Origin of the sequence: Duganella aquatilis (genome assembly GCF_009674565.1) — a bacterium.
GTDB lineage: Bacteria > Pseudomonadota > Gammaproteobacteria > Burkholderiales > Burkholderiaceae_D > Rugamonas > Rugamonas aquatilis.
The window spans coordinates 256,117-277,390 of sequence record NZ_WKJL01000002.1; the positions used below are offsets into that span (position 1 = coordinate 256,117).

Sequence of the window (21,274 nt, forward strand, 5' to 3'; positions counted from 1 at the left end):
CCTAATCTGCCGGGGTAATCAACGGAGAGCAGCATGACCACACCCTATATTGGCCAGATTATCATGACCGGTTTCGGCTTCACGCCGAGGGACTTCGCTCCCTGCAACGGCCAGTTTCTGTCCATCCAAAAATATCCGGAACTGTTCGATGTCATCGGCACACGCTATGGCGGCGACGGCGTGCACGACTTCGCCCTGCCCAACCTGCAAGGCGCGACGCCGGTCGGCGCCGGCGCCTCGGCTGATCCGGCCTGGACGCCCTCGCCCTACGCTTTCAACGACAGCGGCGGCGCCGAGGTCGTGATGCTGCAACCCGGCCTGACGCGGGTCGTGCAGGCAGCGGCGTCGAACGACGCCATCGCGGTCGCCACCTTCGGCGGCAATGGCGGCCGCCAGAACATGCAGCCGTTCCGCGTGGTCAATTTCTGCATCGCGCTGCGCGGCGTCAGTCCCGCGCCGATGATAGGCGAAATCCGCATGCTGGCGTTCGCGCGCGCGCCGCAAGGCTGGCTGCCGTGCGACGGCGGCATCTACCGGATCGCGGATCACGACGAGCTGTTCATGGCCATCGGCGCCACCTATGGCGGCGACGGCGCCGCCACCTTTGGCGTGCCGGACCTGCGCGGCCAGGTGCCGGTGCACCAGGGACTGGGGCGCAGCACCGGCGCCAGGCGCCGCCTGGTTGGCGAAGGCGGCGGCAAGGAAACGGTGGCGCTGGAAGTGCGCCATCTGCCGGCGGCCATGCCTGCGCGGGGCCGCACCCTCGCCGCCGTGCACGACAATATGATGCCGACGCTGACCGCCTCGTATTGCATCGCCACGCATGGCGCCGCCCCTACTCGCTCGCTGTGCTAGGAGCGTATTGTGAACAGTCCATTTATCGGTGAAATCCAGATTTTCGGTTTTGGTTCCGCTCCGCCCGGCTGGGCCTTGTGCGACGGCAGCCTGGTGGCAGTCAAGGAACATCCCGGCCTGTTTTCCCTGATCGGCGCCACCTACGGCGGCGACGGCGACCGCACATTCCGCCTGCCCAACCTGGCCGGCCGCGCCGTCTGCGGCCACGGCGCCGGCAACGGCCTGACGCCGCGCCACATCGGCGACAGCTTCGGCGCCAACAGCGCCTCCCTGCGCGCGGCGCCGGTCCACGCCGCTGGCGAGGCGTCCCTGCCAGTGGTCCAGATTGGCGACCAGCCGCCCGAAAACCGCCAGCCCTTCGTGGCGCTCAACTTCTACATCGCGCTGCGCGGCGACATGCCGCTGTTCTAGATGGTGGCGCCGAACTGGCCGAGATCGCGCAGCAGCGACTGCATGCGAAAATCCTGCGGCGTCATGCCGTAGAAACGGCGGAAAGCGCGGATGAAATCGGATGCGCTGCTGAAGCACAGCCCATACGCAATCTGCGTCACCGCCACCTTGGGCGAGCGCACCAGCTCGTTGGCCGCCTCGCGCAGCCGGCAATGGCGGATATAGGCGCCCAGTCCGCCCTCTGCTTCAAACATGCGGTACAGCGTCGGGCGCGGGATGGAGAATTGCTGCAGGACGGTTTCCGGCGTCAGCGTTTCCTCGCCAAGATTGACCTGAATATAGCGCTGCACCTGGCCGCGCAACGCCGCATTGGCCGCCGCCCGCGCGCCTGCCGAAAGCCGCGCCTGCTTGCCGAAGGCGGCGATGATCAGCTGCACACAGGTGCGGATCGCCGTCGCCGCCTCGGCATCGGACAGCCGCGGCAGCTGATGGCACAGGGCCGCCACCTGCGCCAGGATCAGGCGTCCCAACGGCGTGGTATAGCTCACCACGCGGCCATGGATGGCCGGCGCGTCGACAATCTCCGCCTCCACCATCGCGCGCGGCACGAAGAACGCCAGCACGCGCGCGCGGCTGGGACGCATCATCTGCATCGGCTGGCCCATGTCCAGCGCCAGGACGCCGGGCGTGAACTGATCGGCCTTGCGCAGCTGCGAACCGGCCACGGTTTCGATCATGCCCTCCACCGCCACATGGAATACATAGTCGCGCACGGCGTCGCGCGAGATGCGCGCATTGGTGCGGCGCTGGCACACCGGATCGGTGCGGCTGTCGAGAAACACCAGATCCTTGAACACATAGGTATCCAGCTCGCCAAAGAAGCCGCTGGCCATCTGGCCGCGCGTCACCGGCACTTCCAGGATGCGGCCGACGTAGTCGCTCCAGGCCGGCGCTTGCAGCGAGCGCACCTCGCCCGCCACGGTGAAATGCTGGCGCAGCATCTGCGGCGCCGCATTGGTCGCCACGCCGCCATCGTCCGGCAGGACATAGCGCTGATCGCGCGCGGCGATGCGCTGTGAAACAGTATCGGTATAACCGACGCTCATGCCCGCCAGCGCCGCACGCAGTGCGCCAGGAACAACAGGAAGGCGCCGCACACGCCGACGCACAGCGTGATGCCGGCCAGTATCGCGGCCGGCTGGCGATAGCCGAAGGCGTCGGCGCCAAACGCCAGCGCCACCGTCGCCAGCAGCTGCGCCGGATACAGGTAGCGCAACCAGCCGAAGGCGCGCGCGTCGCCGCGCCGCCAGTAGCGCAGCGCCAGCGCAAAGGCCGGGCCCCACAGCACGCCGAGGAACACCAGTGTCGCGAAGGCGATCAGCAGCAGTCTCATGACTGGTGGGCGCGCACTTTGGTCAGCAGCTTGGTGGTCGAGCGGTCATGCTCGAAGTCGATGGCGATCGCCTGGCCGCCGTAGGCCAGCACCGCCTGGCCTTCCGGGATCGCGTCCATCTGGTAATCGCCGCCCTTGGCGTAGATTTCCGGGCGCGCCTGCTGCACCACTTCCAGCGCCGTATCCTCGTCGAAGTCCACCACCAGGCTGACCGACTCCAGCGCCGCCAGCACCGCCATGCGGTCGCCGCAGTTGTTCAGCGGCCGGTCGTCACCTTTGCCGAGCCGTTTGACGGACGCGTCGGTATTGGCCGCCACCACCAGCGAGGCGCCCAGCGCGCGCGCCTGCGCCAGGTAGGTCACGTGGCCGCGGTGCAGGATGTCGAATACGCCGTTGGTCAGTACCACCGGCTTGGGCAGTGCGGCGACGCGGGCGGCCAGTTCGGCGCGGGTACAAATCTTGTCTTCAAATTGAGGCATAGTCAGGTCTTAGGTTCTTCGTCGTCAGGTTTTTCTTCTTCGATGCTCAGCGCGCCGAACGCGCCGCCCCCTTCTCCGGGCTCGGCGCGGCCGCCGTGCAGCTTGATCTGCAGGCGCAGGCCGTTGGCCGAATCGGCATTGCGCAGCGCCTCTTCGTAGGCGATGTAACCCTTATTATAAAGTTCATACAGCGCCTGGTCGAAGGTGCACATGCCCAGCTCGCGCGACTTGTGCATGATTTCCTTGATCGCCTGGAAATTGCCCTTGAAAATCATCTCGGCGATGGTCGGCGTATTCAGCAGGATTTCGATGGCGGCCTTGCGGCCCTTGCCGTCCTCCGTGCGGATCAGCCGCTGCGAGACGATGGCGCGCAGATTGGACGACAGATCCATCAGCAGCTGGTTGCGGCGCTCCTCGGGGAAGAAGTTGATGATGCGGTCCATGGTCTGGTTGGCGTTGTTCGCGTGCAGCGTGCCCAGGCACAGGTGGCCGGTCTCGGCAAACGCGATCGCGTGCTCCATGGTTTCGGTGTCGCGGATCTCGCCGATCAGGATCACGTCCGGCGCCTGGCGCAGCGTGTTCTTCAGCGCGTTGTGCCACGACAGCGTATCGACGCCGACCTCGCGGTGCGTCACCAGGCAGCCCTTGTTCTTGTGCACATACTCGACCGGGTCTTCCACCGTGATGATGTGGCCGGCCGAGTTGGTGTTGCGGTAATCGATCATCGCCGCCAGCGTGGTCGACTTGCCGGAACCGGTGCCGCCCACCACCAGCACCAGCCCGCGCTTGGTCATGATGATGTCCTTCAGCACCTCCGGCAGTTCCAGCTTTTCCAGCGACGGAATCTCGGAAGCGATGGTGCGGATCACCATGCCGACGTTCTGCTGCTGCACGAAGACGTTGACGCGGAAGCGGCACACCTCGGGCAGCGAGATGGCAAAGTTGCATTCCAGTTCAGCCTCGAACTCGCGCTGCTGCTTGTCGTTCATGATCGACAGGGCCAGTGCGCGCGTGACACTACCGCTGAGCTTCTGCTGGCTCATGGCTTTCATCGCGCCCTGCGCCTTCATGCTTGGCGGGAAATCGGCGGCGATGAACAAGTCCGAACCGCCGGTATGGTGCATCACCTTCAGCAGCTTGTGCAGATAGGCTTGCGCTTCTTCGGGACCAAATGTGGAGGACATACACCGCCTTTCAAAATTACGCTGCATTATATCGACAGCATTCCGCTACAATAGCTCAACTTGGCGTTCATTTATTGCATCCCAGCATCGCCTGTGTTCAAATAACTTCATGACACTGACCGAACTGAAATACATTGTCGCTGTTGCAAGAGCGAAGCACTTCGGACATGCGGCCGAGGCCTGTTACGTCGCCCAGCCGACGTTGTCGGTCGCCATCAAAAAGCTCGAAGACGAATTGGGCGTGGTCCTGTTTGAACGGGGCGGCGCCGAAATCTCCGTCACGCCGCTGGGCGCGCAGATCGTCGCCCAGGCCGAGCGCGTGCTCGAACAAACCGCCGCCATCAAGGAACTCGCCAAGCAGAACAAGGACCCGCTGGCCGGGCCTTTGCGCCTGGGCGTGATCTACACCATCGGCCCCTACCTGCTGCCACCGCTGGTCAAAGGCATGATCGACAAGGTGCCGCAGATGCCCTTGATCCTGCAGGAAAACTTCACCGTCAAGCTGCTGGAAATGCTGCGCCAGGGCGAACTGGACGCCGCCATCATGGCGCTGCCGCTGCCGGAGCATGGTATGGCCATGCAAGTCTTGTACGACGAACCCTTCGTGGTCGCCATGCCGACGCTGCACCCGTGGACCAAGCGCAAGAGTATTCCCGCCGACGACCTGAAAACCGAGAACATGCTGCTGCTTGGTAACGGACACTGCTTCCGCGACCAGGTACTGGAAGTATGTCCCGAGATGGCGCGCTTCTCCGCGCCGGGCAACGGCATGCAGCGCACCTTCGAGGGCTCGTCGCTGGAAACCATCCGTCACATGGTGGCCAGCGGCATCGGCCTGACCGTGCTGCCGCGCGCCTCGGTGCCGGACATGGACGCCAAGGACGGCATGCTGCAGTTCCGCCCGTTCGACGAGCCGGCGCCGTCGCGCCGCGTGGTCATCGTGTGGCGCAAAAGCTTCACCCGCAAGGCCGCCATCGACGCCGTGTGCGACGTGGTCGCGTCCTGCAACCTGCCCGGCATCACCACCCTCTGCGCCGACGAATGACAGCGGGTCGCAGGATTTGCGATAATGACCGCTTTCCTGTTACCCGAAGTCGCATATGACCAAGCTGGCGCTCTACCTTCGTCTGATCCGGATGGACAAACCCATCGGCACCCTGCTGCTGCTGTGGCCGACGCTGTATGCGATGTGGATGGCGTCCGGCGGTGTGCCGGACTGGAAACTGTTGGTTATCTTTACGCTCGGCACCTTCCTGATGCGCTCGGCCGGCTGCGCCATCAACGACTACGCCGACCAGGACATCGACAAATTCGTCAAGCGCACCGCCCAGCGCCCGATCACCAGCGGCCGCGTCAGCGGCAAGGAAGCGGTGGCGATCGCCGTGGTGCTGACGCTGATCGCCTTCTGCCTGATCCTGCCGCTGAACGCGCTGACCAGGCAGATGTCGGTGGCGGCGGTGATTCTGGCCGGCAGCTATCCCTACACCAAGCGCTTCTTCGCCATTCCGCAGGCCTACCTGGGCATCGCCTTCGGCTTCGGCATTCCGATGGCGTTCGCGGCGATCCAGAACCAGGTGCCGCCGGTGGCCTGGCTGCTGCTGGTCGGCAACGTCTTCTGGACCCTGGCCTACGACACCGAATACGCCATGGTCGACCGCGACGATGACCTGAAGATCGGCATCAAGACCTCGGCGATTACCTTTGGCCGCTACGACGTCGCCATCATCATGTTCTGCTACGCCATGCACCTGGCGATCCTGCTGGTCTGCGGCTGGCAGCTGGGCCTGCGCCTGTGGTTCGTCGCCGGGCTGGCGGCGGCGGCCGGCATGGCCTGCTACCACTACACCTTGATCCGCAACCGCGAACGCGATCCCTGCCTGTACGCCTTCCGCCACAACAACTGGCTGGGCGGCGTGGTGTTTGCCGGCGTGGCGCTGGACTACGCGCTGCGCTAAGTCCAATTGAGCGGGCGCAAAGTGGTGACATCGCCGATACTTACACTGGTCATCCCTTCCCACCAGTGAACACAGACGAGGTCAACACCATGGATCAAACCCAACCGAACAGCGATATCGCCGACAGCCAGAGCGCCAGCAGCACCGCCCGCGAGCGCCTGATGGGCGAACTGAACCACACCATCGACGAAGCGGAAAAATGGCTGGCCGACAGCGCCGGCGAAGTCAGCGCGGCCGCCTCCGAAGCGCGCACCCGCTTCGACGACACCCTGCGCACCGCCAAGAGCGACCTGCGCAAGCTGGAAGACAGCATCATCGCCCACAGCCGCGAAGCGGCCGACACCGTCAACGTCTACGTCCAGGACAACCCATGGCGCGCCGTCGGCATCGGCGCCGCCATCGGCCTGGTGATCGGCACGCTCATTTCGCGCCGATAGTTTTTGCCTCGACGCTGTTGGCGAACGCCACCAGCGCCGCATTCACCAGCGCTGGCTGTTCCTGCTGTATCCAGTGGCCGCAATCGGCGACCAGTTCGCTGCGTACCAGGCCAGGCGCCAGTTGGATCATCGCGTCGATGATGTCGCTCATGCCCGGCATCTGCAGGCCAGGATCGCGTTCGCCAGCCATGAACAGCGCCGGTACGGCTAGCTGCATGCCGCTCAACGCTGCCTGCAATTCCCAGTTGCGATCCAGATTGCGGTAGTAGTTCAGCGCTCCACCGAAACCACTGCGCGCATAGGCATCCACATAGACTTGCAAGTCCGCCTCGCTGAGCCAGGCCGGCAGCGCGGCGGACGGCAGCGGCGCCAACATGCCGGACAGGCGCGCGACCATGCTGAACGGATTCACTGCGCCCTCGCCCGATGCGGACAGCAACAGCTTGCCGAGCGTCTCGCGCACATCGCGCTCCAGTTCGGCCTGCGGCCCGTCCTGCTGCTGCAGATACAAGGTATAAAACAGCGCCTGCTCATTTTGCGGAAACAGCTGCGACGGCGGCATCGGCGCACGGCCCATCAACGGCACGCCAAACGCCGCCACCGCGTGGAAACGATCCGGCCGCAACAGCGCCGCCTGCCATGCCACCGTCGCGCCCCAGTCGTTGCCCACGATGATGGCACGCTCGATGTCCAGCGCATCCAACAAGCCGACCATGTCGCCGACCAGATGCCACACCGAATATTGATCGGCGCCGGCAGGCCGGTCCGTTTGGCCATAGCCGCGCATGTCAGGAGCGATCGCGCGAAAGCCGGCGCCAGCCAACGCCGGCAACTGGTGACGCCACGCATACCAGGTTTCAAGAAAACCATGGCAGAACAGGACTGCCGGGCCGCCGCCCTGCTCGGCGACATGCATCTGGATGCCGTTTGCCGCGATCAAACGATGTTGTAGGGCACTCATATCGATCCTCATGCGTAACAATGAGTGTTACGATACACGCTTGAGCGCACTTGCGCAACATATAGAGTTACACGATAAAAATGAAGAAAGACAGCAAACTAGGCCGCATGCTGCATGTGCTGATCCACATGTCGCTGCGCGGCGGCCGCGCCACCTCCGACACGATCGCGCAGATGCTGGACACCAATCCGGTGGTGGTGAGGCGCACGATGGCGGGCCTGAAGGCACGCGGCTATGTGGCGTCGGAAGGCGGGCACGGCGGCGGCTGGCAGATACTGCGGCCACTGGCCGACCTGACCGTGCTCGATATTTACAGCGCGCTGGATGAACCGGAATTATTTGCCATCGCCTGCGCGCAGGATCATCCGGGCTGCCCTGTCGAGCAGGCCAGCAACACCGCGTTGCGCGGCGTGATGGAAGAAGCGGAAGCGACGATGCGAACGCGCATGGCGTCGATCACGCTGGCGGACATCGCCAGCGAAGTCGTAACGGAATAACCGCGGCGCCTTAGCCGGCGGCACCCAGCTCGTCGCCGAGTTCCTTGCCGCGTGCGGCGGCGGCTTTCATGGCGGTGACGATGGCGGCCTTGACGTCGCTGCTTTGCATGCTGGTCAGCGCGGCGTAGGTGGTGCCGCCTTTCGAGGTGACGCGTTCGCGCAGCAGCGCTACCGGTTCGCTCGACTGTTGCGCCAGCTGGGCCGCGCCGGTGAAGGTGGCCAGGGCCAGCTGCTTGCCCTGCTCCGCGCTCAGGCCCATTTCTTCGGCAGCCTGCTGCATCGCTTCGATGAAGTAGAACACATAGGCCGGGCCGCTGCCGGAGACCGCCGTCACCGCGTCGATCTTGCTTTCGTCATCCAGCCACACGGTCGGGCCGACGGCGCGCAGGATGTCGTCGGCGGCCTTGGTCTGTTCGGCGCTGACGCCGGCCATCGCCACCATGCCGGTGATGCCCATGCCGATCAGCGCCGGCGTGTTCGGCATGCAGCGCACGATGGCGCCGTAGCCGCCCAGCCAGCGCGACAGGTCGGCGCCGCGGATGCCGGCCGCGATCGAGACGATCAGCGGCTGTTTCGCCTTGTCGAGGAACGGCAGCACCTGCGCCGCCACCTCGCGCATGCTTTGCGGCTTGACCGCCAGCACGATGACGTCCGCCGCGCCAAGCGCCGCATCGGCCGCCGCCGAGGTGGTCACGCCGTACTGCTTGTGCAGCCGCGCCAGCGCCTCCGCGTTCGGGTCGGCCACGTGGATGTTGGCGCCGTCGGTCAGTTTGTTGGCCAGTCCCGCGATCAGGGCCGCCGCCATATTGCCGCCGCCGATAAATGCTATCTTCATGTCTCAAGCCTTGTCATAGTTGCGCGCGCCGAAAATGGCGCTGCCGACGCGCACGATGGTGGCGCCCTCGACGATTGCCGCCCGCATGTCGGCCGACATGCCCATCGACAGCGTATCGAGCGCCAGCCCGTCCGCGCGCAGTTGTTCATATAAAGTCCGCAGCTGCGCGAAGGCCGCGCGCTGCTGGTCGAAATCGTCGGCCGGCTCGGGGATCGCCATCAGGCCGCGCAGGGTCAGGTTGGGCAGCGCGGCGACCTTGTGGGCCAGCGCCGCCAGTTCCTCCGGGGCGACGCCGCTCTTGCTGGCTTCGCCGCTGATGTTCACTTGCAGGCAGATCTGCAACGGCGCCATCCCGGACGGCCGCTGTTCGGACAGCCGCTGCGCGATCTTTTCGCGCTCGACCGTGTGCACCCAGGCGAAGTGCTCGGCGATGGGGCGCGTCTTGTTGCTCTGGATCGGGCCGATGAAATGCCATTCCAGCGCCGGCGCCCCGGCCTCCTGCACGGCGCGGATCTTGTCCAGGCCCTCCTGCAGATAGTTCTCGCCAAACGCGCGCTGGCCGGCCGCCACCGCCTCCAGCACCGCCTCCGGACCGAAGGTCTTGGACACGGCCAGCAGCTGCACCGCCGTCGCCGGCCTGCCTGATTCTTGAGCAGCGGCAACAATTGTGGTGGTGATGGCTTGCAAGTTCTGGCGGATCGGGGACATAATCATCGAGTAAAAAGCGTTAAATTGGCCACATCAACGTCTGGGCACAGGGATTATAAATGGACATCTCCGAACTTCTCGCATTCTCCGTCAAGAACAAGGCGTCGGATTTGCACCTGTCGGCCGGGCTGCCACCGATGATACGGGTGCACGGCGACGTGCGCCGCATCAACCTGCCGCCGCTGGAGCACAAGGATGTGCACGGCATGATTTATGACATCATGAACGACGGCCAGCGCAAGGCGTATGAAGAGATGCTGGAAGTCGACTTCTCGTTCGCGATTCCCGGCCTGGCGCGCTTCCGCGTCAACGCCTACAACCAGGAGCGCGGCGCCTCGGCGGTGCTGCGGACGATTCCGTCCAAGATCCTGAGCCTGGAAGAACTGAACGCGCCGAAGATTTTCGCCGAGTTCGCGCTGAAGCCGCGCGGCCTGGTGCTGGTGACCGGCCCGACCGGCTCCGGCAAGTCGACCACGCTGGCGGCCATGGTCAACCACCTCAACGAAAACGAGTACGGCCACATCCTGACGATCGAAGACCCGATCGAGTTCGTCCACGAATCGAAAAAATGCCTGATCAACCAGCGCGAAGTGGGGCCGCACACGCTGTCGTTCAACAACGCGCTGCGCTCGGCCCTGCGCGAAGATCCGGACTGCATCCTGGTCGGCGAGCTGCGCGACCTGGAAACCATCCGCCTGGCCCTGTCGGCGGCGGAGACCGGCCACCTGGTGTTCGGCACGCTGCACACCTCGTCGGCGGCCAAGACCATCGACCGTATCGTCGACGTGTTCCCGGCCGATGAAAAGGAAATGGTGCGCGCCATGCTGTCGGAGTCGCTGCAGGCGGTGATTTCGCAGACGCTGCTGAAAACCAAGGACGGCGCCGGCCGCGTGGCCGCGCACGAAATCATGGTGGCGACGCCGGCCATCCGCAACCTGATCCGCGAGGCCAAAGTGGCGCAGATGTATTCGGCGATCCAGACCGGCAGCGGCGTCGGCATGCAGACGCTGGACCAGAACCTCACCGACCTGGTCCGCCGCAACATCATCAGCGCCGCCGCCGCCCGCAACGCCGCCAAGTCGCCCGACAATTTCCCCGGTTAAACTCCGGGGTCAGGCCCTTCATTTCTACACGGTCTCTGCTGTAGCCGTGGCTACAGCAGAGACCGTGTAGAAATGAAGGACCTGACCCCGTCTTGAAAGAAGATTATGGAACGCGATCAGGCCTCAAAATTCATGTTCGACTTGCTGCGCCTGATGCTGGCCAAGAAAGGCTCGGACCTGTTCATCACCGCCGGCTTTCCGCCGGCCGTCAAGATCGACGGCAAGATGACGCCGGTGTCGGCGCAGGCGCTGACCGCCGCCCACACGCTTGATCTGGCCCGTTCCATCATGAACGACAAGCAGGCCGCCGGCTTCGAGCTGACCAAGGAAGCCAACTTCGCCATCAGCCCCGGCGACATCGGCCGCTTCCGCGTCTCCGCCTTCGTGCAGATGGGCGCGGTCGGCATGGTGCTGCGGACCATCAACTCCGACATCCCCAAGCTGGAAGAACTCGGCCTGCCGGAGGTGCTGAAGGACGTGGTAATGTCCAAGCGCGGCCTGGTGATCATGGTCGGCGCCACCGGCTCCGGCAAGTCGACCACGCTGGCCGCCATGGTCGGCTACCGCAACGAGAACAGCTACGGCCACATCATCACCATCGAAGACCCGGTCGAATTCGTCCACCCGCACAAGAACTGCATCGTCACCCAGCGCGAAGTCGGCGTCGACACCGACGACTGGGCGGTGGCGCTGAAGAACACGCTGCGCCAGGCGCCGGACGTGATCCAGATCGGCGAGATCCGCGACCGCGAGACCATGGACCACGCCATCGCCTTCGCCGAAACCGGCCACCTGTGCCTGGCCACCCTGCACGCCAACAGCGCCAACCAGGCGCTCGACCGCATCATCAACTTCTTCCCCGAGGAACGCCGCCAGCAGCTGCTGATGGACCTGTCGCTGAACCTGAAGGGCATGATTTCGCAGCGCCTGATTCCACGCAAGGAATCCAAGGGCCGCGCGGTGGCCATCGAGATCATGCTGAACTCGCCGCTGATCTCGGACCTTATCTTCAAGGGCCAGGTGCACGAGATCAAGGAGTTGATGAAGAAGTCGCGCGAGCTGGGCATGCAAACCTTCGACCAGTCGCTGTTCGACCTGCACGAGGCCGACCTGATCACCTACGAGGACGCGCTGCGCAACGCCGACTCCGTCAACGACCTGCGCCTGACCATCAAGCTGGAAGGCAAGGCCGCGAAAAACCGCGACCTGTCGGCCGGCACCGAACATTTGGGAATCATCTAATGAGCACGATCTTCGACATCAGCGCCGACAGCCTGTCCGGCCAGCCGGTCAACCTCGGCCAGTACAAGGGCAAGGTGCTCCTGATCGTCAACACCGCCAGCAAGTGCGGCTTCACGCCGCAGTACAAGGGACTGGAAGCGGTGTACCAGCAGTTCAAGGACAAGGGCGTGGAAGTGCTGGGCTTCCCATGCAACCAGTTCGGCGCCCAGGAGCCGGGCCAGGCCGAGGAAATCGGCGCCTTCTGCGAAAAGAACTACGGCGTCACCTTCCCGCTGTTCGCCAAGATCGACGTCAACGGCGACCATGCCCACCCGCTGTTCCAGAAGCTGAAGAAGGACGCGCCGGGCATCCTCGGCACCCAGGCCATCAAGTGGAACTTCACGAAATTTCTGATCCGCAAGGACGGCACCGTCTACAACCGCTACGCCCCCGCCACCAAGCCGGAAGAATTGATTGCCGACATCGAAAAACTGCTGGCTGAGTGATTCCGACAACACAATGACGAAAACGATTTCCAAAACAAGCGCAAGGCTTAACTTTTTGGTAATATTGAATTTCGTTTCCTGCCGAATCAGTCGCCTATGTCCTTAATGGGAAAAATTCTGTCTTACTGGCTGCGGATGGGGATGTACTCCAGGCTGTTCGTCCCCATCCTGCTGATTATCGCGATGGTGGTGGGCTTGCGCTATCACCTGATGCTGGAGTCCGAAACCGCCAACGCCAACGCCCGCTATCAACGCGAGGCTGGCGAAGTGACTGCGCATTTACGCAAGACGCTGCAGCCGGCGCTGGCCATCTCGGACCGCGCCGCCCTGGATAACACGCTGTCCGGCGCCCTGCTGCTCAATGGCGACCTGAGCGCCGCGCGGCTGGACTACGCCGGCGGCCACCTGGAAGCGCTGCGCAGTCCGCAGGCGCAGCCGCAATATCCGCGCTGGTTTGTGCAATTCAGTCCGCTGGCCCGCGCCAGCCGCACGGTCATCCTTGACGGCGCCACGCTGGTGCTGGACTTTGAGCCGGTGCGCGCCATCAACGACGTGTGGCGCAGCATCTACCAGCAGGCGGTGATCTCGGCGATCAACGTCTTCGTCATCTACACGCTGCTGGGCATCATCATCCTCGCCAACAAGCGCATGCTGGCGCGCCTGGCCGACGCCACCAACCGCTTCCAGGGCGGCGACCACGATGTACGCCTGCCGGTGCAAGGCACGCTGGAAGCGCGCATGCTGGCCTCCACCTTCAACAACATGGCGCAGCGCGTGCAGGCGCTGGTGCACAAGCTGCAGCAAAGCCAGAACAACCTGAGCGCGCAGCTGACGCGCACCCTGCTGGCGCAGAAACAGCTGCAGGTCGAGAAGGACCGCATCGAAGTAACGCTGGCCTCCATCGGCGACGCCGTCATCACCACCGACTTGCACGGCAAGATAGACACCATCAACGAAGTGGCGCAGCAGCTGACCGGCTGGCCGGAATCGCGCGCGCGCGGCATGGAGCTGCACCAGGTGTTCGTGCTGTCGAATAACTTCGGCCAGCACTCGCTGCTGAAGGCGATGAAGGCGATTTACGCCGGCGGTGAAGTGGTCAAGGTGGGCAACCAGAACCTGCGCAACCGCATGGGCCAGACCTGCACCGTGGAGTACACCGCCAACGCCATCCGCACGCCGCAGGGCGAGGTGCAGGGCTCGGTGCTGGTGTTCCGCGACGTCACCGAACGCCGCCAGCTGATGCAGCAGATTTCGTGGCAGAGCAATCACGACATCCTCACCGGCCTGCCCAACCGCACGGCGCTGGCCTTGCGCTTCGAGCAGGAGGTGGAGCGCGCGCGCGAGCATAACTACCTGCTGGCGGTATGCCTGTTCGACCTGGATCACTTCCAGCACGTGAACCAGACCATGGGTCAGGCCGTCGGCGACGAAATCCTCAAGCAGGCCGCCAGCCGCCTGCACGACTTTGCCGGCCAGCGTCACTACGTGGCGCGCCTCGGTGGCGATGAATTCGTGCTGCTGCTGCCGGAACTGAGCGACCGCGCCGCCATCGAGTACGCGATGAGCAAGCTGATGGCCGCGCTGGCGCGCGACTATGTCTGCGGCGGCAAGGCGGTCAGCATGTCGGCAAGCGTCGGCATCGCGGTCTACACCGGCAATGACCTCAGCGCGGACAGCCTGCTGCGGCACGCGGACCAGGCACTGTACCAGGCCAAGATCACGGGCCGCAACCGCCACCACTTCTTCGACGCCGATCTCGACGAACAGGTGCGCACCCACCACAACCGCCGCACCGAAGTGCGCGCGGCGGTGCGCGCCAATGAGCTGGTGCTGTACTACCAGCCGAAGCTGGACATGCGCAAGGGCCGCATCGTCGGCATGGAAGCGCTGCTGCGCTGGAACCATCCGCTGCGCGGCATCGTCGGGCCGATGGACTTCCTGCCGATCGTCGAACATACCGACGTCATCGTCGATATCGGCGAGTGGGTGCTGCGCGAGGCGCTGCGCCAGCTGCAATCGTGGCGCGCGTTCGATACGGACTGGGTGATCAGCGTGAACATCGCGGCGCGCCACTTCCAGCGCCACGATTTCGTCGAGCGATTGAAGACGATCCTGGCGGAGTTCCCGGAAGTGCCGCCGCACATGCTGGAACTGGAGATCCTGGAATCGTCGGCGCTGAGCGACATCAGCCACGTGCGCAGCATCATGCTGGACTGCCAGGCGCTGGGCATCAGCTTCGCGCTGGATGATTTCGGCACCGGCTACTCGTCGATGTCCTACCTGAAGCGGCTGCCGGCCGACATCCTGAAGATCGACCAGAGCTTCGTGCGCAACATGCTGGTGGACCGCGACGACCTGCACCTGGTCAGCGCGGTGATCGGGCTGGCGCGTTCATTCGGCCTGGGTGTGATTGCCGAAGGTGTCGAAACCATCGAGCATGGAGCGATGCTGATGCGCCTCGGCTGCGATCTGGTGCAGGGCTACGGCGTGGCGCGGCCGATGCCGGCCGACGACGTGCTGTCGTGGGTGGCCAGCTTCGATACCGCCAAGGTGTGGCAGGCCGCCGCCAGCCTGCCGCCCATCATCAGCCTGCACGGCAACCCGGCCGGCGGCACCTCGCAGCTGGCGTTAATTTAAGGCGCGGTCCAGCAGTTCTATCCAGTGCATCACCGGCGTTTCGGTGCCGGATTGCAGGTGTGCGCTGCAGCCGACGTTGGCGGACACGATGGTCCGTGCGCCGGTGTTTTCCAGGTTGACCAGCTTGCGGTCGCGCAGTTGCAGCGACAGTTCCGGCTGCAGCAGCGAATAGCTGCCGGCCGAGCCGCAGCACAGGTGGCTGTCGGCGCACAGCACCACGTCGATGCCGGCGGCGCGCAGCACGCCTTCCACCTTGCCGCGTATCTGCTGCCCGTGCTGCAGCGTGCAAGGAGGGTGATACGCCACGCGCCCTGCTCCGCCGGCCTTGACGCGCTGCGCCAGCGCGTTTTCAAATTCAGGCAGGATCTCGCTCAGGTCGCGCGTCAGCATCGCAATGCGCGCCGCCTTGGTGGCATACGCAGGATCGTGCGCCAGCAAATGGCCATACTCCTTGACCGTCACGCCGCAGCCGGACGCCGTCATGACGATGGCCTCCACCGCTGCGCCGTCCTGCACGTACGGCCACCATGCATCGATATTGCGCCGCATATCGTCCAGCGCCGCCTCCTGGTCGTTCATATGATGCCGCAGCGCGCCGCAGCATCCGGCCCTAGCCGCGACGATCAATTGCACGCCCAGCGCATCCAGCACGCGCGCCGTGGCGGCATTGATGTTCGGCGCCATGCCCGGTTGCGCGCAGCCCTCCAGCACCAGCATCTTGCGCGCATGCTCGCGCGCCGGCCACACACCGGCATCCTGGCGCTGCGGCACCTTGTCCTGCATCGCCGGCGACAGCAGCGGACGGAATATCTGCCCCGCCTGCAACGCCGTCTTGAAGACCGCCTTGCGCGACAAGCCTTCCACCAGTACCTTGCGCTTGACGCGCTCCGCCAACGGACGCTGCACGCGTTCCTCCACCACCTTGCGTCCGATATCGATCAGGCGCCCATACTTCACGCCGGAGGGACAGGTCGTCTCGCAGTTGCGGCAGGTAAGGCAGCGGTCCAGATGCAGCTGCGTCTTGGCCGTCACCGCCTCGCCCTCCAGCACCTGCTTGATCAGATAGATGCGCCCACGCGGCCCGTCCAGCTCATCGCCCAGCAGCTGATACGTGGGACAGGTGGCAGTACAAAAGCCGCAATGCACGCAGGCGCGCAGGATCGCTTCGGCCTCGTCGCCTTCGCGCGTGTTCTTGATGAAGTCAGCCAGATTGGTTTGCATAGTTCAGTACATGCGCCCAGGGTTGAAGATGCCGGCAGGATCAAAGGACTGCTTCAGGCGCTCATGGATTTTCGCCACCGCCGGCGCCAGCGGATGGAACACGCCAACGCTCTTGTCCGCGCCACGGAACAGCGTCGCATGTCCGCCCGACGCGGCGACGGTGCGGCGTATGCTGTCCGCATCGGCCGCACCATCGACCTTGAGCCAGCGTTGCGCACCACCCCACTCGATCAGCTGTTCTCCACGCAGGATGATCGCGCTGGCGTGCGACGGCACCGACATGCGCCACAACGTGCCGCCGCTGAAGTAAGCGTGCGTTTGATCGCGCAGCGCGGCCCAGTAAGCGTCGGCGCCATCCAGCGCCTGCCCGCCCAGCTTGCGCTGCGCCGCCTCCACCGCCGCATCCGCGCCGGACAGGCGCAGCGTCAGCACATCCTGATGCCAGCAGCTGGCCGATATCGGCAAGGGCTGCCCGGCCCATTCGTTCAGGCGCGAGAGCACATCGATCTCGTTCACCTCGAAGCTCAGGCTGGCCTCGCGCAGCGGCACCGGCAGCACCTTCAGCGACACTTCCAGTATCAGACCCAATGTGCCCAGCGAACCGGCCAGCAGGCGCGAGACGTCGTAGCCGGCGACGTTCTTCATCACCTGTCCGCCGAAGCGCAGCACCTCGCCGCGACCATCCATCAGCACCACGCCCAGCACGAAATCGCGCGCCGCGCCGGCGCTGGCCCGGCGCGGCCCTGACAAGGCGCTGGCCACCACGCCGCCGATGGTCGATTCGGGGCCGAAGCGCGGCGGCTCGAACGCCAGCATCTGATTGTGTTGCGCCAGCAGCGCTTCAATCTCCGCCAGCGGCGTGCCGCAACGGGCGGTAATCACCAGTTCCGTCGGTTCATAGGAAATAATGCCGCTGTTGACGCGCGTATCCAGCACCTCGCCCGTCAGCGCCTGGCCGTACCAGTCCTTGGTGCCGCCGCCACGCAGGCGCAGTGGCGCTTGCGCGTTGCGGATGCGGGCGGCGAAATCGTCATAGACAGTCATGGTTAGAATCGCGGAAGGTGGGCAAACGGCAGCACGCCGCCGCTGACGCGCATCTTGCCGAATTCGGCGCAGCGGTGCAGCGTGGGGATCGCCTTGTCGGGATTGAGCAGGCCATGCGGATCGAAGCTGCGCTTGACCGAGAAGAACGCCTCCAGCTCCGCCTGCGCAAACTGCACGCACATGGAATCGATCTTCTCGATGCCCACGCCATGCTCGCCGGTGATGGTGCCGCCGACTTCCACGCACAACGCCAGGATCTCGGCGCCGAAGGCTTCCGCGCGCTGGAACTCGTCCGGGATATTCGCGTTAAACAGGATCAGCGGATGCAGATTGCCGTCGCCCGCGTGGAACACGTTCGCGCAACGCAGGCCATATGTGAGTTCCATCGCTGCGATGCCGGCGAGCACCTCGCCCAGGCGCTTGCGCGGAATGGTGCCGTCCATGCAGTAGTAATCCGGCGAGATGCGGCCGGCGGCGGGGAAGGCGTTCTTGCGGCCGGACCAGAACTTCAGCCGCTCCGCCTCCGACTGCGACACCGCGATCGCACTGGCGCCGGCCTGGTTCAGCACCGCCGACATGCGCGCGATTTCCTCTTCCACTTCCTCGATGGTGCCGTCGGCCTCGCACAACAGGATGGCGGCGGCGTCGGTGTCATAGCCAGCCTTGACGAACGGCTCCACCATGCGCGAGGAAGTCTGATCCATCATCTCCAGGCCGGCGGGAATGATGCCCGCCGCGATCAGCGCCGCCACCGCGTGACAGCCCTTCACCACCTCGTCGAACGACGCCATGATCACGCGCGCAGTGGCCGGCTTGGGCACCAGCTTGACCGTCACTTCGGTGACGATGCCCAGCATGCCCTCGGAGCCGATAAACACCGACAGCAGATCCAGTCCCGGCGCATCGAGCGCCTCGCTGCCCAGTTCCACCACGTCGCCGTCGATGGTCACCACGCGCACACGCAGCACGTTGTGCACCGTCAGGCCGTACTTCAGGCAATGCACGCCGCCGGAGTTTTCCGCCACGTTGCCGCCGATGGTGCAGGCGATCTGCGACGATGGATCGGGCGCGTAGTACAGGCCATGCTGCGCCGCCGCTTCCGAAATCGCCAGGTTGCGCACACCCGGCTGCACCACCGCCGTCCGCGAATAGGCGTCCATGCGCACGATACGGTTCAACCGAGCGGTAGACAACACCACGCCGTCGGCAATTGGCATCGCGCCGCCGGACAGGCCGGTGCCCGCGCCGCGCGGCACGATGGGCACGTTCAGGTCGCGGCATACCTTGAGCACCGCAACAATCTGCGCCTCGGTATCGGGCAGCACGACGATCATCGGCAGCTGCCGATACGCCGCCAGACCATCGCATTCATAAGGACGCGTATCCTCGGGCGCCGACAGCACAGCGCGCTGCGGCAGCACATGCTGCAACGCCGCAGCAAGCTGCGCACGCCGGGAGACAAGGTCAGAAACAGTGTTCATGGGTCATGCACCTGAAAACACAGATGGAGCCACGATTGTAAGCCCATTTGTTGTATTCTTCGGTGCATCGCCATCAAGGACTGAATATTATGGGCAACCGACTCTCTAAAATTGCTACGCGTACCGGTGACGGCGGCACGACCGGTCTGGGCGACGGCAGCCGCACGGACAAGGACAGCGTCCGCATCACCGCCATCGGCGAGGTGGATGAATTGAATTCGCATCTGGGCCTGCTGCTGTGCGAGGAGATGCCGGCCGATCTGCGCGACGAACTGGTCACCATCCAGCACGATCTGTTCGACCTGGGCGGCGAGTTATGCATTCCGGGCTATCAGATGATCAAGGAAGCGCATGTCGAGCGGCTGGATGATCTGCTGGCGAAGTACAACGCCACGCTGCCGCCGCTGACGGAATTCATTCTGCCGGCCGGCTCGCGCGCCGCCTCGCAGGCGCATGTGTGCCGCACGGTGTGCCGCCGCGCCGAGCGCGCCATCGTCACGCTGGGCAAGGCGGAGACCATCCACGAACATCCGCGCCAGTATGTGAACCGCCTGTCGGACCTGCTGTTTGTGCTGTCGCGTGTGTTGAACCGCTACGCCGGCGGCAGCGACGTGCTGTGGCAGCACGAGCGCAAACGCGGCTAATCGCCAAACAGCCGCGCCATGCCCTGCGCCATGCTGAGGCGCGAGGTGTTGGCGGGATAGGCGCCGGACAGCAGCGCCGTCTGCTCGCCATCGGCCAGCTTGCGGTAGAAGCTGACCATGTCGCCCGCCGCCCAGCCGGCGCGGTGGGCCAGCACCATGCCGAGATGATCGGCCTCGGATTCCTGCAGGCTGGATAGCTTCGACAGGCGGATCTGCAGCGACAGGTCGCTGTCCAACCGCGCCATCACCACTTCCAGCGGCACGGCCGGGAAACGGTTCAGCAGCATCGCCTCGGAGAAGGTTTCGCGGTGGTGCTCGGCCACCGCGTGCGCGACTTCATGCGCCAGCAGCGTCGCCAGCTCGCCATCGGTCAACGCCAGCCGGTGCACGAAGGCGCTGCCGACCAGGATCTTGCCGCCAGCCAGACACAGGGCGTCCACATCGTCATCGCTGGTGGTATGGACTTCCCACTGCCACTGCGCGGCCTCCGGTTTCAATTCGATAGCCACGCGGATCAATTCGGCGCTGATGTAACGCAGGCGCACCAGCAGCGCGCGGTCTTCATCGAGCTTGCCGTCGGCTGCCAGGTCCACCGTGCGGTCGATGTAGCGCTGTTCCATGCTTTCATCCACTTCGGCGGCGCTGAAGATCAGTTCCTGCACGCGGCCGGATTCCGGCACCTGCGCGGCAGCCGGCAATGTCATCGCCAACAACATCAAGCCTGCGGTAATCAGCTTCATGCCAGCCCCTGATATAAACTGTTTATATCAATATAGGACAGCCTGCGCCTTAGGCAAGAAAATTTCAGGAAGCGTTGTATCCCGGCAGCAGTGCAATCTGCACCGCCAGATAATCCAGCAGCAGGCGCGCGCGCAACGGCTGGTAGCGGCGCGATGGCGACAGCAGGTGCAGCGGCTGCGGTTGCCCATGCCATGCGGGCAGCACGCGCACCAATGCGCCGCTATCGAGCAAGTCCTGCACCAACCATAGAGGACACAGGCCGACACCGCCGCCTGCCGCCAGACTCTCCCGGATCGCCAGCGCATTGTTGACGCGATAGCGGCCGCGCGTCTGGACGGTTTCGCTGCGGTCGCCATCATGCAATGTGAGCAGATCGGCATCGGCCAGCCAGGCGAAGCGGATGTAGTCGTGCCGCGCCAGGTCCTGCGGCTGCTTCGGCTTGCCGCGCGCTTTCAGGTAGGACGGCGCGGCCACCAGCTGGCGCGGCGAGGTGGCGGCCAATCTGGCGATGGCGTCCGGCGGCAGCTCGCGTCCCTGGCGGACGGCGATGTCCACGCCTTCCTTGACCAGATCGACCATGCGGTCGTCGAGTATCAGTTCGATGTCCACCTGCGGATATTGCGCCAGGAACGGCGCCAGCAAACCGTTCAGGCGGAACTGGCCGAAGGCGGCCGGCGCGTTCAGGCGTATCAGGCCGGCCGGCGTTTCGGTCTGGCCGCGCGCCTCGGCCACGGCATCCTGGTATTCGGCCAGCACGCCCAGCGCGCGCTGGTAGAAGCGGCGTCCCTGCGGCGTCGGCTGCAAGCTGGTGGTGCTGCGCTCCAGCAGGCGCACACCCAGTTCGCACTCCAGGCTCGCCATCAGTTTGCTGACGGTAGGCTGGGTGGTGCCCTCCTCGCGCGCGACGGCGGACAAGCTGCCCAGTTCCACGGCGCGGACAAAACAGCGTAGCGATCGGATAGTGTCCATGCAGTCTCATTCC

At 64.8% G+C, this 21,274-nt stretch carries 23 protein-coding genes; 11 read left to right on the forward strand and 12 right to left on the reverse strand.

From position 1 onward, the window contains the following. The first annotated feature begins 33 nt into the window (after positions 1–33). Both GJ698_RS30795 and GJ698_RS05550 read left to right on the forward strand, forming a co-directional pair. The gene (locus GJ698_RS30795; protein WP_229259845.1) at positions 34–855 is read left to right on the forward strand and encodes a phage tail protein; all 822 of its coding nucleotides are present in this window, start codon (positions 34–36) and stop codon (positions 853–855) included. A gap of 9 nt (positions 856–864) precedes the next feature. After that, positions 865–1,266, forward strand: a complete 402-nt coding sequence (locus tag GJ698_RS05550; protein WP_208023776.1) for a phage tail protein — start codon at positions 865–867, stop codon at positions 1,264–1,266. Here the strand turns inward: GJ698_RS05550 and GJ698_RS05555 are convergent. The 4 genes from GJ698_RS05555 to GJ698_RS05570 are packed head-to-tail and all read right to left on the reverse strand — an operon-like array spanning position 1,263 to position 4,301. Then, a complete protein-coding gene (locus GJ698_RS05555) occupies positions 1,263–2,351 on the reverse strand; it encodes a helix-turn-helix domain-containing protein (protein ID WP_154356607.1) in 1,089 nt (362 codons plus the stop codon). The genes GJ698_RS05550 and GJ698_RS05555 overlap by 4 nt on opposite strands. Then, positions 2,348–2,638, reverse strand: a complete 291-nt coding sequence (locus GJ698_RS05560; protein WP_154356608.1) for a hypothetical protein — start codon at positions 2,636–2,638, stop codon at positions 2,348–2,350. Before GJ698_RS05560 ends, GJ698_RS05555 begins: the two co-directional genes overlap by 4 nt. Next, positions 2,635–3,117 (reverse strand): D-glycero-beta-D-manno-heptose 1-phosphate adenylyltransferase, encoded by a 483-nt coding sequence (gene rfaE2 / locus GJ698_RS05565; protein WP_154356609.1) that lies wholly within the window; start codon positions 3,115–3,117, stop codon positions 2,635–2,637. Before rfaE2 ends, GJ698_RS05560 begins: the two co-directional genes overlap by 4 nt. Positions 3,118–3,119: 2 nt before the next feature. Then, positions 3,120–4,301 (reverse strand): PilT/PilU family type 4a pilus ATPase, encoded by a 1,182-nt coding sequence (locus GJ698_RS05570; protein WP_154356610.1) that lies wholly within the window; start codon positions 4,299–4,301, stop codon positions 3,120–3,122. A 109-nt stretch (positions 4,302–4,410) separates the two neighbouring features. On the opposite strand from GJ698_RS05570, the gene GJ698_RS05575 reads away from it, so the two are divergent. From GJ698_RS05575 to GJ698_RS05585, 3 genes are all read left to right on the forward strand, one after another. Then, entirely contained in the window at positions 4,411–5,346 is a 936-nt protein-coding gene (locus GJ698_RS05575) for a hydrogen peroxide-inducible genes activator (RefSeq protein ID WP_154356611.1), read from the forward strand. 55 nt (positions 5,347–5,401) lie between these two features. Beyond that, positions 5,402–6,256: a 4-hydroxybenzoate octaprenyltransferase gene (gene ubiA / locus GJ698_RS05580; protein WP_154356612.1), complete on the forward strand. Its 855-nt coding sequence runs from the start codon at positions 5,402–5,404 to the stop codon at positions 6,254–6,256. An 89-nt stretch (positions 6,257–6,345) separates the two neighbouring features. Continuing rightward, the gene (locus tag GJ698_RS05585; RefSeq protein ID WP_154356613.1) at positions 6,346–6,693 is read left to right on the forward strand and encodes an ElaB/YgaM/YqjD family protein; all 348 of its coding nucleotides are present in this window, start codon (positions 6,346–6,348) and stop codon (positions 6,691–6,693) included. On the opposite strand, the gene GJ698_RS05590 is transcribed toward GJ698_RS05585, so the two are convergent. Then, positions 6,677–7,654 carry an alpha/beta fold hydrolase gene (locus tag GJ698_RS05590; protein WP_154356614.1) on the reverse strand — a complete coding sequence of 326 codons (978 nt, stop codon included), beginning with the start codon at positions 7,652–7,654 and terminating at the stop codon, positions 6,677–6,679. The two genes, GJ698_RS05585 and GJ698_RS05590, sit on opposite strands and share 17 nt — an antisense overlap. An 80-nt stretch (positions 7,655–7,734) precedes the next feature. Here GJ698_RS05590 and GJ698_RS05595 point away from each other — a divergent pair, with 80 nt between their 5' ends. Beyond that, positions 7,735–8,151: an Rrf2 family transcriptional regulator gene (locus GJ698_RS05595; RefSeq protein ID WP_154356615.1), complete on the forward strand. Its 417-nt coding sequence runs from the start codon at positions 7,735–7,737 to the stop codon at positions 8,149–8,151. 10 nt (positions 8,152–8,161) lie between these two features. On the opposite strand, the gene proC is transcribed toward GJ698_RS05595, so the two are convergent. Next, on the reverse strand, positions 8,162–8,986 hold the full coding sequence (proC, locus tag GJ698_RS05600; RefSeq protein WP_154356616.1) for a pyrroline-5-carboxylate reductase: 825 nt from the start codon (positions 8,984–8,986) through the stop codon (positions 8,162–8,164). A 3-nt stretch (positions 8,987–8,989) separates the two neighbouring features. Continuing rightward, a complete protein-coding gene (locus tag GJ698_RS05605) occupies positions 8,990–9,694 on the reverse strand; it encodes a YggS family pyridoxal phosphate-dependent enzyme (RefSeq protein ID WP_154356617.1) in 705 nt (234 codons plus the stop codon). A gap of 59 nt (positions 9,695–9,753) precedes the next feature. On the opposite strand from GJ698_RS05605, the gene GJ698_RS05610 reads away from it, so the two are divergent. The 4 genes from GJ698_RS05610 (at position 9,754) to GJ698_RS05625 (ending at position 15,161) form a co-directional block, all read left to right on the forward strand. Further along, positions 9,754–10,797, forward strand: a complete 1,044-nt coding sequence (locus GJ698_RS05610) for a type IV pilus twitching motility protein PilT (RefSeq protein ID WP_154356618.1) — start codon at positions 9,754–9,756, stop codon at positions 10,795–10,797. Positions 10,798–10,902: 105 nt separating this feature from the next. Next, on the forward strand, positions 10,903–12,039 hold the full coding sequence (locus tag GJ698_RS05615) for a PilT/PilU family type 4a pilus ATPase (protein WP_154356619.1): 1,137 nt from the start codon (positions 10,903–10,905) through the stop codon (positions 12,037–12,039). After that, complete coding sequence (locus tag GJ698_RS05620; protein WP_154356620.1) at positions 12,039–12,524, forward strand: glutathione peroxidase; 486 nt, start codon at positions 12,039–12,041, stop codon at positions 12,522–12,524. The genes GJ698_RS05615 and GJ698_RS05620 overlap by 1 nt, the downstream gene beginning before the upstream one ends. Before the next feature lie 141 nt (positions 12,525–12,665). After that, positions 12,666–15,161, forward strand: a complete 2,496-nt coding sequence (locus tag GJ698_RS05625) for an EAL domain-containing protein (RefSeq protein WP_229259846.1) — start codon at positions 12,666–12,668, stop codon at positions 15,159–15,161. On the opposite strand, the gene glcF is transcribed toward GJ698_RS05625, so the two are convergent. Genes glcF through GJ698_RS05640 form a run of 3 tightly spaced genes read right to left on the reverse strand, consistent with a single transcriptional unit; the run spans position 15,153 to position 18,907 of the window. Continuing rightward, on the reverse strand, positions 15,153–16,382 hold the full coding sequence (gene glcF / locus GJ698_RS05630; RefSeq protein WP_154356622.1) for a glycolate oxidase subunit GlcF: 1,230 nt from the start codon (positions 16,380–16,382) through the stop codon (positions 15,153–15,155). The genes GJ698_RS05625 and glcF overlap by 9 nt on opposite strands. Before the next feature lie 3 nt (positions 16,383–16,385). Further along, positions 16,386–17,426 carry a glycolate oxidase subunit GlcE gene (gene glcE / locus GJ698_RS05635; protein ID WP_154356623.1) on the reverse strand — a complete coding sequence of 347 codons (1,041 nt, stop codon included), beginning with the start codon at positions 17,424–17,426 and terminating at the stop codon, positions 16,386–16,388. A 2-nt stretch (positions 17,427–17,428) separates the two neighbouring features. Further along, positions 17,429–18,907: an FAD-linked oxidase C-terminal domain-containing protein gene (locus GJ698_RS05640; RefSeq protein ID WP_154356624.1), complete on the reverse strand. Its 1,479-nt coding sequence runs from the start codon at positions 18,905–18,907 to the stop codon at positions 17,429–17,431. Between the two features lie 89 nt (positions 18,908–18,996). On the opposite strand from GJ698_RS05640, the gene GJ698_RS05645 reads away from it, so the two are divergent. Beyond that, the gene (locus GJ698_RS05645; protein ID WP_154356625.1) at positions 18,997–19,551 is read left to right on the forward strand and encodes a cob(I)yrinic acid a,c-diamide adenosyltransferase; all 555 of its coding nucleotides are present in this window, start codon (positions 18,997–18,999) and stop codon (positions 19,549–19,551) included. On the opposite strand, the gene GJ698_RS05650 is transcribed toward GJ698_RS05645, so the two are convergent. Further along, positions 19,548–20,291 carry a M48 family metalloprotease gene (locus tag GJ698_RS05650; RefSeq protein ID WP_154356626.1) on the reverse strand — a complete coding sequence of 248 codons (744 nt, stop codon included), beginning with the start codon at positions 20,289–20,291 and terminating at the stop codon, positions 19,548–19,550. The genes GJ698_RS05645 and GJ698_RS05650 overlap by 4 nt on opposite strands. A 64-nt stretch (positions 20,292–20,355) precedes the next feature. Further along, a complete protein-coding gene (locus GJ698_RS05655; RefSeq protein WP_154356627.1) occupies positions 20,356–21,261 on the reverse strand; it encodes a LysR family transcriptional regulator in 906 nt (301 codons plus the stop codon). Between the last annotated feature and the right edge of the window lie 13 nt (positions 21,262–21,274).

Excerpts from the sequence above, each read along its gene's own strand:
- GJ698_RS05620 (WP_154356620.1), top strand. The coding sequence starts at position 12,039 with ATGAGCACGATCTTCGACATCAGCGCCGACAGCCTGTCCGGCCAGCCG.
- GJ698_RS05585 (WP_154356613.1), top strand. The coding sequence starts at position 6,346 with ATGGATCAAACCCAACCGAACAGCGATATCGCCGACAGCCAGAGCGCC.
- GJ698_RS05610 (WP_154356618.1), top strand. The coding sequence starts at position 9,754 with ATGGACATCTCCGAACTTCTCGCATTCTCCGTCAAGAACAAGGCGTCG.
- GJ698_RS05560 (WP_154356608.1), bottom strand. The coding sequence starts at position 2,638 with ATGAGACTGCTGCTGATCGCCTTCGCGACACTGGTGTTCCTCGGCGTG.
- GJ698_RS05575 (WP_154356611.1), top strand. The coding sequence starts at position 4,411 with ATGACACTGACCGAACTGAAATACATTGTCGCTGTTGCAAGAGCGAAG.
- proC (WP_154356616.1), bottom strand. The coding sequence starts at position 8,986 with ATGAAGATAGCATTTATCGGCGGCGGCAATATGGCGGCGGCCCTGATC.
- GJ698_RS05605 (WP_154356617.1), bottom strand. The coding sequence starts at position 9,694 with ATGTCCCCGATCCGCCAGAACTTGCAAGCCATCACCACCACAATTGTT.
- GJ698_RS05640 (WP_154356624.1), bottom strand. The coding sequence starts at position 18,907 with ATGAACACTGTTTCTGACCTTGTCTCCCGGCGTGCGCAGCTTGCTGCG.
- GJ698_RS05590 (WP_154356614.1), bottom strand. The coding sequence starts at position 7,654 with ATGAGTGCCCTACAACATCGTTTGATCGCGGCAAACGGCATCCAGATG.
- GJ698_RS05615 (WP_154356619.1), top strand. The coding sequence starts at position 10,903 with ATGGAACGCGATCAGGCCTCAAAATTCATGTTCGACTTGCTGCGCCTG.
- glcF (WP_154356622.1), bottom strand. The coding sequence starts at position 16,382 with ATGCAAACCAATCTGGCTGACTTCATCAAGAACACGCGCGAAGGCGAC.
- glcE (WP_154356623.1), bottom strand. The coding sequence starts at position 17,426 with ATGACTGTCTATGACGATTTCGCCGCCCGCATCCGCAACGCGCAAGCG.
- GJ698_RS05645 (WP_154356625.1), top strand. The coding sequence starts at position 18,997 with ATGGGCAACCGACTCTCTAAAATTGCTACGCGTACCGGTGACGGCGGC.
- GJ698_RS05625 (WP_229259846.1), top strand. The coding sequence starts at position 12,666 with ATGTACTCCAGGCTGTTCGTCCCCATCCTGCTGATTATCGCGATGGTG.
- GJ698_RS30795 (WP_229259845.1), top strand. The coding sequence starts at position 34 with ATGACCACACCCTATATTGGCCAGATTATCATGACCGGTTTCGGCTTC.
- GJ698_RS05655 (WP_154356627.1), bottom strand. The coding sequence starts at position 21,261 with ATGGACACTATCCGATCGCTACGCTGTTTTGTCCGCGCCGTGGAACTG.
- GJ698_RS05650 (WP_154356626.1), bottom strand. The coding sequence starts at position 20,291 with ATGAAGCTGATTACCGCAGGCTTGATGTTGTTGGCGATGACATTGCCG.
- ubiA (WP_154356612.1), top strand. The coding sequence starts at position 5,402 with ATGACCAAGCTGGCGCTCTACCTTCGTCTGATCCGGATGGACAAACCC.
- GJ698_RS05595 (WP_154356615.1), top strand. The coding sequence starts at position 7,735 with ATGAAGAAAGACAGCAAACTAGGCCGCATGCTGCATGTGCTGATCCAC.
- GJ698_RS05570 (WP_154356610.1), bottom strand. The coding sequence starts at position 4,301 with ATGTCCTCCACATTTGGTCCCGAAGAAGCGCAAGCCTATCTGCACAAG.
- GJ698_RS05555 (WP_154356607.1), bottom strand. The coding sequence starts at position 2,351 with ATGAGCGTCGGTTATACCGATACTGTTTCACAGCGCATCGCCGCGCGC.
- rfaE2 (WP_154356609.1), bottom strand. The coding sequence starts at position 3,117 with ATGCCTCAATTTGAAGACAAGATTTGTACCCGCGCCGAACTGGCCGCC.